Origin of the sequence: Hymenobacter sp. 5317J-9, from assembly GCF_022921075.1 — a bacterium.
Lineage (GTDB): Bacteria > Bacteroidota > Bacteroidia > Cytophagales > Hymenobacteraceae > Hymenobacter.
On record NZ_CP095050.1, the window covers coordinates 3,628,948 to 3,641,780 of the forward strand.

A 12,833-nucleotide genomic window follows, 5' to 3' on the forward strand; every position below is an offset into this window, starting at 1 on the left:
TACAATTCGACAGGAAATTGGACTGAGTTTAAAACCCTGACCAATGGCTTGCAGGCGCGTTGCATTTGTTCCCGTGGCGGTAGTTCATATAACCATTACAGGGTCCAGTTCATGAACGTGGGTTCAGCAGCAGTGGCCTTTACCTACCAAGTCACAGACAACACCAAGGTAACACCTTACAGCAAAGTCACCTTGTCCAATGGGGCTGTAACACCTCTCATTACATTGCAAACAAAATGCGGAAGTTTGAAAAGCCCTGATATATTCATTACCGCTTCACTCGTCCAAGCGGGCCTCAGACAAATATCGGCCACGAAGAGGTAAGCAAGCTTGCGCGCGAGCTTGTTGCTTGAATAAAGTATATCTTCGCAACTCATTCATCGGAGTTGAGATGCCGATGCGTGGACTGATAGAAAAGCTCGGCCTTGCTGGGCTTTTCGCGTTTCAGAAAGGTGGCTCCTTGCTAACTGATGCTGGTTGCCGGCCGTCCATAAGCCCAAGCAAGTTTACCGCGTACGTGTAGGTGAGGCGAAAGCCCGCGCTGCGCTGAAAGGCTTCGGCCAACCGGTGGCCGATGGTCTGGGGCTGGTAAGTGTGCGCGCCCCGTGGGTGCGCCACAATGAACTCCCACAGTTCCTCAGGCCTTAGCTCGGGCGCTTCGTGGCTGAGCACCTGGGCCTGCACGTCGAGGGGCGTTCCCTCCGGCCCGCAGTAGTGGCGCAGCAGCTGCGGCGTGAAGTGGTTCACGTCGCCCCAGCGGCGCAGGCTGGCCTCCGTGGTGCTCACGAGGCCGGCGGCAATGCGTCCCCAGGGCGTGAGGTCGGGCTGCTCGTCGCCGCCTACCTCCACGAAGGCCCGCAGCTGCGTCATGGGGCAATTGCTCTGCTCAATTATCCACTCCAGTATTTCTTCGCTGGGCAGCTGCGGCGGCTGGGGCCGGCCCTGGCCATCGAGCAGGCTCAGGGGCTCCAAGCCGTAGGCAGCCAGCAGCTTGGCCGTTTGCACGTTGAAATGCCGCTGCTGGCCGACTACGGAGGCGAAGGCGTAATATCCCGGCTCGTCGAGGGTGCGCTTGCGCATCACCCGCTTTTTCTGGTCACCCTTCGGCATCGGGCGCGGCTTCGGCTTCGGGAAACAAGCTCAGCACTTTAACCGGGGCGGGCGGCTCAGGCGGCGACTCGGGAGCGAACATCGACGGCGACGGGCTGCCCACGGCATCCATCGCCAATTGCCGGTACTCGTGTTCGCCGGGCACGCTGCCCGAGTCGGCCAGCAGCGTGCCAGTAAAGAAAAAATGCCGCCACCCCCGGCCCAGCCGCCGGCCGCGCTCGTTATGCTTGTCAAGCGCAAAATCCGGCACCTCCAGGTGCACGTGCTCGTGCCGCATCCAGTGGTAGAGCAGCGCGTGGTCGACCACGCGGCTCTTCGGGGCGCGGCAGAGCATGAGCACGGCGTGCGTGAGAAACAGGCGCTCGGGCTGGTTCTTGTCCTCCTTCTTGGTGGCCTGCAGCTTGTGGTGCTGGTAGAGGGCCTGAATCTCGGCCACGATGCCAGGCACGGCCAGGCCCACGTCTTCGCTGGCCATGATGCGCAGGCGTTTCCACACGTACTCTTGGTAGGAAGAGTTGAACAGCTCCACGGCCCAGTACATGGCCTCTTCCTCCATCCCGCGACGGATGCACTTCTGCAGGGCGCTCGATACTTCAAAGAAGTCGTACCCTTTCTTGGTTCTTAAATCGTACTTGCTCACTTTAGTTATGGCAAAGGCGTAGCCAGGCCTCCGACCGCAGCGCGGCCGGAGACACCGGTACACGGTTAGTAATGAGGGATTAGGCGCGCTGCATGTAAAACTGGTGCGCCTCGATGTGCCGGCCGATGATAAGGCCGCTGGGCGTGGTCTTCAGCGCCTCGGTGGTGTGGTTGTACAGGTCCCACAGGCTCCCATCGCCGAAGTTGGTTTGCTCGCGCAGCTCGCCGCGGATGATGCGCAGCTGGGCCTCGCTCACCACCGACTCGGAATAGAACAGCTCCCCGAGGATTTCGTGAATGAGGCGGGGGTTCACTTCCACCTGCTTCATCTTCTCCGAATCAAGCTGCAGCTTGCGGTAGTGCTCCTCGAGGCGGTCGGCGGCCTTGCCGAGCATGGTATTGAGTTCCTGCACCAGGTTGCCGTTGTGCATGGCCAGGGCCTTAAAGTCGCCGGCGAACATGAGGTTCGAGCAGACAATCACCCGCGAGCCGCCCACAACGCCCACCTGCATGCTCTTATCGTAGCTGTTGCGGAAGCCCAAGCACATATCCTGCTCGCCGTTGTGGCCGGCCACCGTCAGGTGGCCAAACATCTGTTGCCCCTTCCGATTTTCCTGGTAGCGCTCATCCTTCACCTGCAGCCCGCACTTGTCGAGTTGCTCCTTCACGGCGTTAATCAGGTCGAGGTGGCTCAGCGGCGAGTACGTTTTCGTACTCGCCGGCACCGCTGCGCTCAGAATGAGGTCCAGCGCTTCCGAGCGGAAGGCCTGGCGCTCCGGAGCACTTACCGGGTGCACCGGCTCCGGAGCCACGTCGCGCACGACGGCGGCATCGAGAATGCTCTGGGCCTCCGCCAGGGTTTCGTTGGCGAGGTCTTCGTCGGTGGGCTCGGGCAGCTCTACGCGCTCTGGCTGCTCGATGCGCGGCTGCTGAGCCGCAAATTCGGTTTCGGCCTGGTGCATGCCGGCCACGCTGTCGAGCACGGCGGGCTGCTCAGCTACGGGCACCACCTGGGCAGCCTTGCGGCCGCGGCGGGTGGCCAGCTTGGTCAGGGCCTCAGCGGCCAGTTCGTCGCGCAGCGTGTCGAGCGTCTTCCCGAGCTTGCTGCCGGCAGGCAGGTTGGCCTCGCTCCCGTACTGGCCGTTAATGTAGTCCAGCAGCAGGTCGAGCTTCTGGGCGGTGGTTTCGGCTGCCAGGGCAGTCTTAATGGCGGCGGTTGCGGTTACTTTTTTCATGGTTGTTTGAGATGTGTAAGTGGTGAACTGATGATGCAAAATTCTTCATACAGAACCAGTTACAGAAACCAAACAGCCTTTATTTTCTAATAAAATTCTGGCAAAAAAGCCGCTTGCAGCCCGCCAGGGCCGTATTTTTAGCCATGCCCCAAATCCAGCTGAAGACCGTGCATGACGGCGGCGTGAGTTTCATCTGGCTCTATAGCCCACTGCCAGGGCGCCAGCTCTACGAAGTGCGAAACACGCTGCTGCGCACGGAGGGAGTGCGCGTGATATGGCAAGGGAAGTTGGCCAGCGTAAAGGAGTACCAGGCGCTGCACTGGGTCGAGCCACAGCACAACGCCAATGGCGGTACCGGTATCGGGTACCGCGACTACCAGGTACTGCAGGGCTCCGGCTTCGAGGGCTACAGGTCGGCCGTGGAATCGCTCTACTCGGCCGTGGTGGCCATGCTGCCCAAGGGTGCAGCCGTCGGCGACGCTGAGGTGATTGTGGCCCGGCAATTAAAGTAAAAAAAGGCCCCGCAGCTGCGGGGCCTTTTTTTACTTTAATTTATCAATAGCTTCTTTTATCAAAACACGGTCGGCATAGTCTTGCATTACCGCCCAATGCTTAAAGCCATAATATGTGAGCACAGATCCGACTAGGATTGAAATAACACAGCCTATTTTCAATAACCTTTCTTGTCGTGTTTCAAAGGCGAGAAGGTCAATTTTACCTGCTAGCTCCGCGCTGATTATATCAAGTTCGTATCCTCCGTCATCCACTATTTCGCGATTAGCAGACATCTTTTTAAATAGTTCTTGGGCCTCTGGCGAGAAGTTTTTACCAGCATAAAGTCCTACCGGATTGTTATCTGTCGTCCGCACTGAAATAAGCTCTTTCTCCAACTCTCCTAACTGAATTCCCATAATATCCGCTGCCTCGCTTTTTATGGCCGCCATTCTTTTCAGGACACCCTCCCTATATTTTGCGCTTTTGACCTGGAAAACTGCTACGTCAGTTTGAACAGTGATTAGCTGCTTACCAATAGCTGTCAAGAACTTGTAAGCGTAAGCAGCAGTGCCAAAAATGATTATCAGGCCAGCAAAAGCCATGAATTTGTAAAGGCTTTCCGTTGGTAAACTAGTGACGTCCATAGAAGAAAAGGGGTTGATATTCTGCGTGAATATCAACCCCTTTTCTTTAAAACGGCAGCTTCATCGTCTTCTGAAACGGATGCTTCCGCTTAGCCAGCTTGCCATCCTTCTTCTCCTGAATCGCATCGCCGAAGCACCGCTTCAGCAGCTCGAAGTCGGCCCGCTCGGCATCGATGTTCCGGAACTCGGCCAGGCCGCCCTGCCCCACGAACGTATCCTTTTGAATGAAGGTGAAGCGCGTATCCTTCCAGATGAGGCGGTGGTGATAGGCGTTCAGGCAGCTAATCCAATAATCCTCGTTGCAGATGATGTCCGGATTGTACCAGAGCTTCGAGCCCTTCAGCAGCCCGGTGGCGCAGCCGGTGATATAGCCTGTGAGGCTAATCGGCGCCAGGCTCTTGTACATGGTGGGGTTGGGGTTGCTGGTGAAGCCCCAGAGGTAGGCGCCGGCCTCGCGGGCGGCGTAGGCCGTTTCCTGCACGATGGCCTGCACCCGCTCGGGTGCCACGCTCACCTTCTCGCCGGCCGGCAGGTACATGCGCCGGAAGTCGGTGATGTCGTCGTCGAGTTGCAGCATGTCGCCGAAGTGCTGGTACATCCAGTTGCGCTTGCGGGCCAGGCCCACCACCTCGTCCGGATGCGTCACCAGCTCCGCGTCCGGGTGCGCCAGCGCGTACTCGGCGCGCTGGCTCTCCGGAATGCAAAGGATAGCCGAGGGCACTACGCCCAGGGTCAGGATGCGGCCCGCGCGCTTGTGCGAGGGAATGACTATCGGGATTTCCATTTCTCGCAGAAGTCTTTCGCGTCCATGACGCGGGTTTGGCCCACCTCCTTGCTCTTGTAGCTCTGCTCCTTGGCCAGGCCCAGCACTTCCTGCAGGAAGTTGAAATCAATGGCGTTGCGGCAGACAATCACCACCGCGTCGTACTTCTCCGAGAACTCGGCCACGATGGGAAACTCCGGCTCGGCTTCCTTCGTGCCGCCGGCGGCTGCGGCCACGTCGGCATCGAGGGCGGCCAGCTGCAGGCCCACCTCGTCGAGCACGTCGGCGTACTGCTCACGCAGGATGTCATCAATCCACTCCCCTTCGTTGACGTTGGAAGCCAGGATGATTTTCTTGCGCTGGCTCTCGGTGAGCTCGCCGGTCGGCACCAGCACCGTTACCTCGTAGCTGGGCCCGAATAGGCCCAGCAGCAGGTTGTGGCGCTTGTTGAAGGTGAGCAGCACGCCGTCGTTGTCGACGGTGGCCGCCTCGAAGGTGCCGAGTTCGAGCAGCTTCTCTTCGAGGCGCCGGCGTTTCTCGGCGGTGATTTTGCCAAACGGATTATTTTCCAGCGGCGTGAGCTGGTCGAGGCGGCGCTGTTCGGGCCGCCACATGCGGGGATGGGCCATTTACTTGCGGTGGTAATGGTGGCGGCGCTCCTGGGCGTGCACGCGCTGCCGGTGTTGATAATAGCGCCGCGATTGGCGCGGCGCTTCCTGAAAACGAGGGGCCATGCACGAGTACACGCACAGGGCCAGCATCAGCCCTAGCAGGGCCAGGGCAATGCGGGCGCCGGCGCTCATGCCTGCGGCAGCGAGAGCTGCAGTTCCAGGTTGCTCAGTTCGGTGCTGAGCACCGCTACCTTCTGCGCGTATTCACTCCGCTTGGCCTCCGACTTAGCGGCCGCTTGGTTCTTCTTGGCCTTGCTCAGGTTCGAGCGCAGGTTGGCGCGCTGCTTCAGCAGCTCGGCCCGGTCGACCACCAGTACGGCGTCAGCGGCGGGCGGCTCAGCTTCCGGAGCCACGGCCTCGCCGGCCACCAGGCGCCGGCGCTTCTCGGACAGGGCGTTGTACTGGTTCTGCAGGCGTAGGATTTCGGCCACCACGGGCGGGGCATCGGCCGGCGCCAAGTCGGCCAGGCTGTTGCTCAGCTGGCAGCGCTGGTTATACACCCGCTGCATCAGCTGGGTGAGTTCGTCGACGTCGCCGCGCACGGCGTCGGGCACCACTTCCGGGGCCGGCTGCTCAGCCAGGGGCTCGACCAGGGCCGGCACCGCGCCCTGCACGGATTGAGCAAAATGGTTGAGCACTTCCTGCACTTCGCCCAAGCGTCCGCCACAGCCCACTTTCACCAACTCGTAGCGCAGCTTCTCGCGGTTGCTGGTCGAGTCTTTGCGCAGCAGCATGCCCACCAGGCCGCGCGGGCCGCCCTGCTCCTGCAGCAGCAGTACGCCGGCGCGATAGTCGGCCGCCTCGCCGGCCTCCAGCCAGCTAATCACCTTTTCTAGTTGTTCTCCCATGACTGGATTGCTTGGATTTCAGATTCGTTGAAATCCAAGCTAGCCGAATGGGCCGGCGGCCAATAGGACGGTTTTAGTCCTCGCCCAGCAGGTTGCGGAAGGTTTGCACCACCTCCAGCTGGTCACTCATGGCCAGCCATTTATAGGGGTCCGCAAACTCGTCTACCTCGAACAACGTCTGCTGGCCTTCGTGCAGCCACTCATCGAGCAAGGCCCGCAGCGCCGTGAGCATCACTTCGGCCCCTTCAGTATAGTCGGCCAGGCCGTCGTCGAGCGCCGCCTGCAGCGGCTCATTGGTTTGGGCACGCTGCACCAGAAAGGGCGCCAACGCGGGCAGGGTCGAGAGCCGGAAGCGAGTGAGGGGCATAGGCAGCGCGCGGCCGGAAAAGCCGGAGGAATCGCTGCGAATACTTGAAGTGCCAAAGCACCCTAGAATTACGGGACTTGCACCCGCACGCTCCCCCGGCCGAGTCCAGATGGCGCGGCCGTGGGTGCTTTGGCAATAAGGGTAACTTCAAATATTCGCGGAGCGAAGATAGCCTACCAGGTGGTAAGCCAGTGCCACCAGTGGGCCCAGGGCAATCGGTAAGCCAAGCGGGCCAAGAAGAAGAGGCCGGCCATCACGGCACCCATTAACGCAGTTCCCAGCAACGGGTGCATGTCGTCATCGTCGTAACCCATGGCCCGAACTTACGCAAAAAGCCCCGCCATAGGGCGGGGCTTTGCACTTAACTAGGGCTGCTTAGTAATTACCACGCTTCTGTTGAATGGCAATTCGGTACCCGTACCAGTAATAAAAATCATCGCTTTCGGGAACGGCATTTTGCTCATTCTGCAGCGCCACGGCCAGCTCGGCATCCGCGTGCTCTTTGTACGTCGTCGTGCCGCTGTACAGGCTTGCTTCATACTCCAGAAAAGCAATTCCGTCCGCAAACCCCCAGTCAAAGTAGTCATTCCGAGGATAGGCAGCGGCTACCCTGGAGGAAGCCTGCTTCACCGCGGCACTAGCCGTAAAGGAAGGTACGCTAACGAGCAGCGCCGCTAGGGAGAGCAATACACTAATCTTTTTCATAGAAAGGGAAACAGGAGGAAAGAAAGCCATTCGGGTCAGCGAATGGTAAGCAAATGAAGCCGTTCAGCCCCCCTCAAAAAAGGAAGATATAGGCCATTATCAGACATCTCTCCCTGCAACTATTCGCTTAATAAATAGCAGTTTCGGCTATTCTCTCACCTGCTGCAACGGGTAGCGAATGCCGGGGCGTTGACCAATCCTCTTCCTAGCAATTAGTTAGTGACGCGGCTGGGCCGCCCCAAAACAGACTTGATTGCGACAAACCCGGGATTGCTTTCAACTGAAAAAGCCCCGCTGGTGGGCGAGGCTTTTTTTAAGCTGCTGCGGGGCGACTATTTGGTAGCTTCGGCGGCCTCCGCCGCAAGGGCTTTCTGCACTTGGGCCGTGGTCTTGCGCTTCAGTACGTGGGTCTTGCCCTCCAACTGCTCGGCCAGCTCGTCGGTGATTTTCTCGAAGGGAATAAAATCACCCTTATAGTTCAGCCCTTTCAAACCCTCGGTATTAACCAAGTCAAATTTTTTCAGCGCCATAACGACTTGTTACTGATGAAACAATGATTGAAATGCCCGCAGGCCTGGCTTACGCCTTCAGCGGGATGGCGGCCGTGTAGTAGTACGGCACGTGGGTGAAGCCCTCGCCCGAGAACTTAAAGTCCGTGCCGTTCTTATCGTTGCCCTTCTTGCCCGACTTGTAATCGTGCTCGAACTTCACGCCACGGCGCTTATCGCCGGCGATGCGCTGGTTGCCGTTGCTGTCGCGGCCAATGACCACGAAGTCGCCATTGAGGGCGGCTTGAATCACGGCGTCGGTCGTGGCGCTGCCCCGGGGAATGTACACGCTCAGGTCGTGGCTGATGCTCTGGCTGCCAGCGTCGCCGCTCGACTTGTGGTTAATCTCGCCGGAATCGGCGGCAAACGCCCAAGGAACAAAGCCGCAGCCCGCTTTGGGCACCAGGGCCGTGCTGATGGTCACCTTATCCGCGTCCGGCTCGGGAAAGTCCTCCAGCTCGCGCCGGCGGATAACGTGCAGGTCGGTGAGGCCCCCCGGGTTGGGGCAATCGTCCTCGACGATTTCGGCGATGGGCACCACCACGCAGGCCAGGGCGCTGCCGCCGGTGCCCACCAGCACGGTGAGTAGTTCGGGGCCGTGGGGCACCGACATCGCCAAGGCGTGAGCCTGGGCGGGAAACTGCAGGGCGGCCATCGTGGCGATGCCCACCAGGAACATCAACACACTCAGCACCGGAAAAATCTTTTTCATGGTCAGGAAGTAAGAATTTGAAAAATGGGGGATATCGAACGGAGATGCGGAGAGGGAACTGATGGGTTACCACGGAGAGCCGGCGGCCACGTGGCCACCGGCTCTGCTCAGGCTTAGGCTTGGGGGTCGGGCTCAGCCGCCTCGGCCGTGATGAAGCCCTGACCCGCTTCGAGCGCCAGGTCGTTGCACCACACGTACTCGGCAATGCTGATGTCGGGCGCGGCCTGGAAGTCGCACATGATGTCCACGTTGCGCTTGCTCTTCTCGATGATGAACGAGTTGGGGCCACCGCCCAGGGGGCCGGTCAGCCACACCAGGTTCTCGGCCGGCGTCACAATCACGCCACCGGTATCGGCCAGGCCGGGCTCGGGCGTGATGGTGATGGTCGTGCCGTCAATCGTGGTGTGCGAGAAGCCGCCGGTGTTGTTCGTGTTGCCGCCGAACGTGTTGCGGTAGTCGCGGTTGTAGAACGTGGCCACGGTGGGCTCCACCAGCATCACCAGGTTGCGGTTGCGCAGGTGCGAGGGCACCTTGTCGGAGATGCCTTCGAGCTGGTCGATGGCGTTATTCTGCGTGATGGGCGCACCGGCGAAAATGTTGCCGGCGGGCACCACGCCCGCCTTCGAGAGCAGCGGCAACAGGCCATCAAACACGCGGTTGGCGGTTTTCTTGTCCTTGTTGTACACGCCCTTGAACACGGCATCGAGGTGCATTTCCTCCTTGGCGCGCTCGGCCAGCTTGTCGATGATGTACTGCTGGAACGGCACGTCGTACACCGACCCCTGCTTGCTCTTGGCAATGCGGCCCAGGTAGCCCTTCCACATGGCCAGGATGTCCGAGGGCTTGAGCGTGTAGTCGATTTTGCACTCGCGCACCTTGCCGATGCGGTTTTTGAAGCCCACCGTGCCCTTCGGGTCGAAGGTGTCTTTGCCGCCGGGCTGCAGCACGCTCGACACGAAAATCTGAGTCAGGGCCAGCTCGTCGGTCACGTCGGGGAACAGCCCCATGTAGTTGAGGAACGATTGGCCATCGATGAGCATCATCGAGAGCAGCGTTTCCGTTTCGCGCAGGGTGTAGCCCTGCATTTTGGCGGGCAAGCCCGAGAAATCAATGGGTACTGACATGCTAGTTATGCAGTAAAGCGAAAGCGTGAAAAATGAATTGAATGATGATTGGGGCGCCCCGGTCTACTTCTCGCCGACGCGCTTTTTGGCGGTGGCAATGGCCTTGGAAGCCGCTACTTCCCACGAAGCTTTCGGGCCTTCGTCCTCGGTATCGAGGTTGTTGCTGTCGTCTTCCTCGCGGCCGTCAGCTGCAGCTTGGTTTTTCTTCCATTCCTCCAGCGTGGCCACCTTATCCTGCGCCGTTTTCAGGTCGAGGCCGGCTTGGGTCAGGTTGGTGTTGGCAGTGGCCAACTCGCCTTTGGTGGTGTCGAGGGCGGTCTGAGCCGCCACACGGGCCGCTTCAGCCGCGTTGGCGCGGGTATCGGCGTCGGCCTTCTCCTGCGTCAGCAGCGCGATTTTGTCATCAGCGGCCTGCAGGTGGGCTTCGGTCACCGTGTCGGTGCTGGCCTTCAGGCCCATGGCGCTGAGGATGTTCTTAAATTCAAATGCCATTCTGTTGTAGGGTTTGAGTGATGGATGAAGCGAGTTTGCCCGCGCCACTGCCCGACTGGGCCAGTTGCGCGGCTTTGTTGACGGCATCCTGCAGGGAGCCGATGGCATCGACCAGGCCGTACTTTTTGGCATCGGAGCCGCGGTACACTTTGCCGGTGAAGACGTCCTCTTTCGTGCTCAGCTTGCCGGCGCGGCCGCGTTCCACGGCCGCGATGAAGGTTTCGCCAATCTGGTCGAGGTCGGCCTGCACCGAGGCGCGCACCACGTCGCTGAGCGGCTCCACCGAGTTCAGGCGGGCCTTGTCCACGGCGCGGCTGGAGCGCAGGATTTCCACCTTGTAGCCCTGCTTTTCCAGGAAGGCGGTTTGGTCGATGCTCATGCAGAGCACGCCCAGGCTGCCGGCGTAGCCGGTGCTGGCCGAGTTGATGTAGATGAAGCTGGCCTGCGAGGCAATCCAGTAGGCGGCCGACGCGCCCAGGCCGTCGATGTAAGCCACCACGGGCTTGGCGCTGAGCGCGCAGGCCTGGGCGAACTCCTCGGTGCCGTCGACCTGCCCGCCGGGCGAGTCGATGTCGAGCACGATGGCGGCAATTTCCGGGTCGCGGTTGGCCGCATTCAGCTGGGCCACCAGGTCTTTCGTGCCCAGACTGCAGTAACCGCCGCGCTTCTGCACGGTGCCCTGAATCGGCAACACGGCCACTTTCGAGCCGCTGGTGTTCGCCGAGCTGCCGCCCCGGGGGCCGGCCAGCACCTGGCTCATGGCCGAGGCCAGGCCTTCAACCGGGTGCAGGATGCCGTTGCCCACGGCTTCGGCCACGGCGTGCCACATGGTGGCGTAGCCGTCCTTGTCCACGTGCGGGTAGCGACGCGGCTTCGCCTCCTCCGCCGCCAAAGCCGGCAGGCCCTGGGCCCAGCGCGCCTGAATGCGCTGCTTGGCCAGGCCGTAGTACTTTGATTCGAGGGCCCAGGCGGAGCTGGTAAGCAGGTCTTCCATAGTCATACCGCCAGAGGAGCGGTATACAATGTTCGGATTTTAGCCTGCCGGCACATAGGACGAAAAAGCCCCGGTTTTTAAAGCATGTGAGGTTAATTTTACCCCCTACTCTTTTCTCCTTATGGAACCCGAACCCCACAAAGCTCCCATCCGCTTCTACGAAATCGACCTGCTGCGCTTCCTGGCGGCATTGTCAGTCGTCTTCTACCACTACACGTTTTGGGGGTACACGGTGCACCAAACCAACCCGCTGGGCTTTCCAGAGCTGGCCCCGGCCACCAAGTACGGGTACCTGGGCGTGGAGCTGTTCTTCATCATTTCGGGCTACGTGGTGCTGCTCAGCGCCCAGGGCAAAACCGTGACGCAGTTCCTGCGCTCCCGCATCACCCGCCTTTACCCTGCCTTTTGGGCAGCCGTCACCTTTACGTTCCTGGTGGTGCGCTTCGGCGGGGCCGGGCTCAACCAGCCGCTGCTGACTGTTGGCGCGGGCCAGTACATCTACAACTTGACCATGCTGCACGAATTCTTCGGCGTGGCCGCCGTGGATGCCTCGTACTGGTCGCTCACCGTGGAAATCACGTTCTACTTCTTGGTGTCGCTGCTCATCGGCTACAAGCTCATGCGCCACCTCGACCTGTTTATGTCGGGCTGGCTGGCCTGCATCGTGCTGAGCATGGCTGCCGCGAAGCTGGGCGCCGAGTCGCAGCTGGCTGGGTTCACCTATTTGTTCTTCCCAAAGTATGCCCCTTACTTCATTGCCGGCATGCTGTTCTATTTGTTTCAGGCGCCGGCGGGCCGCACCTGGCTGCGCTTCGGCCTGCTGGCGGCCGCCTATGCTCTGGCCCTGCGCAGCGGCATCAACCAAGGCAAGGAGCTAACGGCAGCTTTCAACACGCCCTTCTCCAACCTGGTGATTGGTGGCGCCATCACGCTGTTTTTCGGCATCTTCCTGCTGATTTCGTTCCGCGTGTTCAGCCTGAGCCGCTTCGCGTGGCTGAAGTGGGCCGGGGCCCTCACCTACCCGCTCTACCTACTGCACCAGGCTGCTGGATACGTCATTTTCAACCGGTTGGCGGGCCTGGCCAACAACTACGTACTGCTGGCCGGCGTCATCGCGTTCATGCTGGCCGCTGCAGCCGCGCTCCACGTATTCATCGAGAAGCCGGCCAGCAAGTGGCTGGGCAAGCGGCTCTCGGTGTGGATGGCGCGCTTTGACAGTGAGACACCCGGGGCCGCTGTTCCGGCTTTTAAAGCGGTAGAAGTATGAGCGCCTTGTTCTGGCAAGCCCTGTTTCCTTGGCCGATGCTACTGTTGGACACAGTGGCCTTTTTTGGCGGCCTCGCCCTCATCGCGTGGCTGGCGGGCCGCTACGGCATGAACAATTTCACGGTCGACGACGACGAGTTTTACGCCCGGCACGAAGACGAGGAATAGCCCGATTGACAAAAAAAGCCCTGGCCTCACCGGCCAGGGCTTTTTTTCTGAT

At 60.3% G+C, this 12,833-nt stretch carries 19 protein-coding genes; 3 read left to right on the forward strand and 16 right to left on the reverse strand.

Going from position 1 to position 12,833, the window contains the following annotated elements:
• Positions 1-444: 444 nt before the first annotated feature.
• From MUN81_RS15340 to MUN81_RS15350, 3 genes are all read right to left on the reverse strand, one after another.
• Positions 445-1,110 (reverse strand): hypothetical protein, encoded by a 666-nt coding sequence (locus MUN81_RS15340; RefSeq protein WP_245111802.1) that lies wholly within the window; start codon positions 1,108-1,110, stop codon positions 445-447.
• Positions 1,097-1,750 carry a hypothetical protein gene (locus MUN81_RS15345; RefSeq protein WP_245111804.1) on the reverse strand — a complete coding sequence of 218 codons (654 nt, stop codon included), beginning with the start codon at positions 1,748-1,750 and terminating at the stop codon, positions 1,097-1,099. The genes MUN81_RS15340 and MUN81_RS15345 overlap by 14 nt, the downstream gene beginning before the upstream one ends.
• 79 nt (positions 1,751-1,829) lie before the next feature.
• Positions 1,830-2,984 (reverse strand): DUF932 domain-containing protein, encoded by a 1,155-nt coding sequence (locus MUN81_RS15350; RefSeq protein ID WP_245111805.1) that lies wholly within the window; start codon positions 2,982-2,984, stop codon positions 1,830-1,832.
• Positions 2,985-3,127: 143 nt separating this feature from the next.
• Between MUN81_RS15350 and MUN81_RS15355 the strand changes: the two genes are divergently transcribed.
• Complete coding sequence (locus tag MUN81_RS15355; RefSeq protein WP_245111806.1) at positions 3,128-3,496, forward strand: hypothetical protein; 369 nt, start codon at positions 3,128-3,130, stop codon at positions 3,494-3,496.
• A gap of 30 nt (positions 3,497-3,526) precedes the next feature.
• Here the strand turns inward: MUN81_RS15355 and MUN81_RS15360 are convergent, their stop codons facing one another.
• The 13 genes from MUN81_RS15360 to MUN81_RS15420 all read right to left on the reverse strand — a co-directional run bounded on the left by MUN81_RS15360 (position 3,527) and on the right by MUN81_RS15420 (position 11,347).
• Positions 3,527-4,123, reverse strand: a complete 597-nt coding sequence (locus MUN81_RS15360) for a hypothetical protein (RefSeq protein WP_245111808.1) — start codon at positions 4,121-4,123, stop codon at positions 3,527-3,529.
• 46 nt (positions 4,124-4,169) lie between these two features.
• Positions 4,170-4,907: a hypothetical protein gene (locus tag MUN81_RS15365; protein WP_245111810.1), complete on the reverse strand. Its 738-nt coding sequence runs from the start codon at positions 4,905-4,907 to the stop codon at positions 4,170-4,172.
• A complete protein-coding gene (locus MUN81_RS15370; protein WP_245111811.1) occupies positions 4,892-5,515 on the reverse strand; it encodes a hypothetical protein in 624 nt (207 codons plus the stop codon). Before MUN81_RS15370 ends, MUN81_RS15365 begins: the two co-directional genes overlap by 16 nt.
• A complete protein-coding gene (locus tag MUN81_RS15375) occupies positions 5,516-5,689 on the reverse strand; it encodes a hypothetical protein (RefSeq protein WP_245111813.1) in 174 nt (57 codons plus the stop codon).
• Complete coding sequence (locus MUN81_RS15380) at positions 5,686-6,405, reverse strand: hypothetical protein (RefSeq protein WP_245111815.1); 720 nt, start codon at positions 6,403-6,405, stop codon at positions 5,686-5,688. Before MUN81_RS15380 ends, MUN81_RS15375 begins: the two co-directional genes overlap by 4 nt.
• 73 nt (positions 6,406-6,478) lie before the next feature.
• Positions 6,479-6,772 carry a hypothetical protein gene (locus MUN81_RS15385; protein ID WP_245111816.1) on the reverse strand — a complete coding sequence of 98 codons (294 nt, stop codon included), beginning with the start codon at positions 6,770-6,772 and terminating at the stop codon, positions 6,479-6,481.
• A gap of 173 nt (positions 6,773-6,945) precedes the next feature.
• Entirely contained in the window at positions 6,946-7,086 is a 141-nt protein-coding gene (locus MUN81_RS15390; protein ID WP_245111818.1) for a hypothetical protein, read from the reverse strand.
• A gap of 61 nt (positions 7,087-7,147) precedes the next feature.
• Positions 7,148-7,477, reverse strand: coding sequence for a hypothetical protein (locus tag MUN81_RS15395; RefSeq protein ID WP_245111820.1), 330 nt, complete (start codon positions 7,475-7,477; stop codon positions 7,148-7,150).
• 332 nt (positions 7,478-7,809) lie between these two features.
• Positions 7,810-8,007: a hypothetical protein gene (locus tag MUN81_RS15400; protein WP_245111821.1), complete on the reverse strand. Its 198-nt coding sequence runs from the start codon at positions 8,005-8,007 to the stop codon at positions 7,810-7,812.
• A 49-nt stretch (positions 8,008-8,056) separates the two neighbouring features.
• Positions 8,057-8,737: a hypothetical protein gene (locus MUN81_RS15405; RefSeq protein ID WP_245111823.1), complete on the reverse strand. Its 681-nt coding sequence runs from the start codon at positions 8,735-8,737 to the stop codon at positions 8,057-8,059.
• Positions 8,738-8,850: 113 nt separating this feature from the next.
• Positions 8,851-9,861: a hypothetical protein gene (locus MUN81_RS15410; RefSeq protein ID WP_245111825.1), complete on the reverse strand. Its 1,011-nt coding sequence runs from the start codon at positions 9,859-9,861 to the stop codon at positions 8,851-8,853.
• A 63-nt stretch (positions 9,862-9,924) separates the two neighbouring features.
• On the reverse strand, positions 9,925-10,353 hold the full coding sequence (locus MUN81_RS15415) for a hypothetical protein (RefSeq protein WP_245111826.1): 429 nt from the start codon (positions 10,351-10,353) through the stop codon (positions 9,925-9,927).
• Positions 10,343-11,347 carry a S49 family peptidase gene (locus MUN81_RS15420; RefSeq protein WP_245111828.1) on the reverse strand — a complete coding sequence of 335 codons (1,005 nt, stop codon included), beginning with the start codon at positions 11,345-11,347 and terminating at the stop codon, positions 10,343-10,345. Before MUN81_RS15420 ends, MUN81_RS15415 begins: the two co-directional genes overlap by 11 nt.
• A 121-nt stretch (positions 11,348-11,468) precedes the next feature.
• On the opposite strand from MUN81_RS15420, the gene MUN81_RS15425 reads away from it, so the two are divergent.
• Positions 11,469-12,614, forward strand: coding sequence for an acyltransferase (locus MUN81_RS15425; protein WP_245111830.1), 1,146 nt, complete (start codon positions 11,469-11,471; stop codon positions 12,612-12,614).
• Positions 12,615-12,649: 35 nt separating this feature from the next.
• Positions 12,650-12,781: a hypothetical protein gene (locus MUN81_RS22735; protein ID WP_280638203.1), complete on the forward strand. Its 132-nt coding sequence runs from the start codon at positions 12,650-12,652 to the stop codon at positions 12,779-12,781.
• Positions 12,782-12,833: the final 52 nt, after the last annotated feature.

Bases quoted from the DNA above. Each gene is read 5' to 3' on its own strand.
- MUN81_RS15340 (WP_245111802.1), bottom strand. From the start codon at position 1,110: ATGCCGAAGGGTGACCAGAAAAAGCGGGTGATGCGCAAGCGCACCCTC.
- MUN81_RS15350 (WP_245111805.1), bottom strand. From the start codon at position 2,984: ATGAAAAAAGTAACCGCAACCGCCGCCATTAAGACTGCCCTGGCAGCC.
- MUN81_RS15355 (WP_245111806.1), top strand. From the start codon at position 3,128: ATGCCCCAAATCCAGCTGAAGACCGTGCATGACGGCGGCGTGAGTTTC.
- MUN81_RS15360 (WP_245111808.1), bottom strand. From the start codon at position 4,123: ATGGACGTCACTAGTTTACCAACGGAAAGCCTTTACAAATTCATGGCT.
- MUN81_RS15365 (WP_245111810.1), bottom strand. From the start codon at position 4,907: ATGGAAATCCCGATAGTCATTCCCTCGCACAAGCGCGCGGGCCGCATC.
- MUN81_RS15370 (WP_245111811.1), bottom strand. From the start codon at position 5,515: ATGGCCCATCCCCGCATGTGGCGGCCCGAACAGCGCCGCCTCGACCAG.
- MUN81_RS15375 (WP_245111813.1), bottom strand. From the start codon at position 5,689: ATGAGCGCCGGCGCCCGCATTGCCCTGGCCCTGCTAGGGCTGATGCTG.
- MUN81_RS15380 (WP_245111815.1), bottom strand. From the start codon at position 6,405: ATGGGAGAACAACTAGAAAAGGTGATTAGCTGGCTGGAGGCCGGCGAG.
- MUN81_RS15385 (WP_245111816.1), bottom strand. From the start codon at position 6,772: ATGCCCCTCACTCGCTTCCGGCTCTCGACCCTGCCCGCGTTGGCGCCC.
- MUN81_RS15390 (WP_245111818.1), bottom strand. From the start codon at position 7,086: ATGGGTTACGACGATGACGACATGCACCCGTTGCTGGGAACTGCGTTA.
- MUN81_RS15395 (WP_245111820.1), bottom strand. From the start codon at position 7,477: ATGAAAAAGATTAGTGTATTGCTCTCCCTAGCGGCGCTGCTCGTTAGC.
- MUN81_RS15400 (WP_245111821.1), bottom strand. From the start codon at position 8,007: ATGGCGCTGAAAAAATTTGACTTGGTTAATACCGAGGGTTTGAAAGGG.
- MUN81_RS15405 (WP_245111823.1), bottom strand. From the start codon at position 8,737: ATGAAAAAGATTTTTCCGGTGCTGAGTGTGTTGATGTTCCTGGTGGGC.
- MUN81_RS15410 (WP_245111825.1), bottom strand. From the start codon at position 9,861: ATGTCAGTACCCATTGATTTCTCGGGCTTGCCCGCCAAAATGCAGGGC.
- MUN81_RS15415 (WP_245111826.1), bottom strand. From the start codon at position 10,353: ATGGCATTTGAATTTAAGAACATCCTCAGCGCCATGGGCCTGAAGGCC.
- MUN81_RS15420 (WP_245111828.1), bottom strand. From the start codon at position 11,347: ATGGAAGACCTGCTTACCAGCTCCGCCTGGGCCCTCGAATCAAAGTAC.
- MUN81_RS15425 (WP_245111830.1), top strand. From the start codon at position 11,469: ATGGAACCCGAACCCCACAAAGCTCCCATCCGCTTCTACGAAATCGAC.
- MUN81_RS22735 (WP_280638203.1), top strand. From the start codon at position 12,650: ATGCTACTGTTGGACACAGTGGCCTTTTTTGGCGGCCTCGCCCTCATC.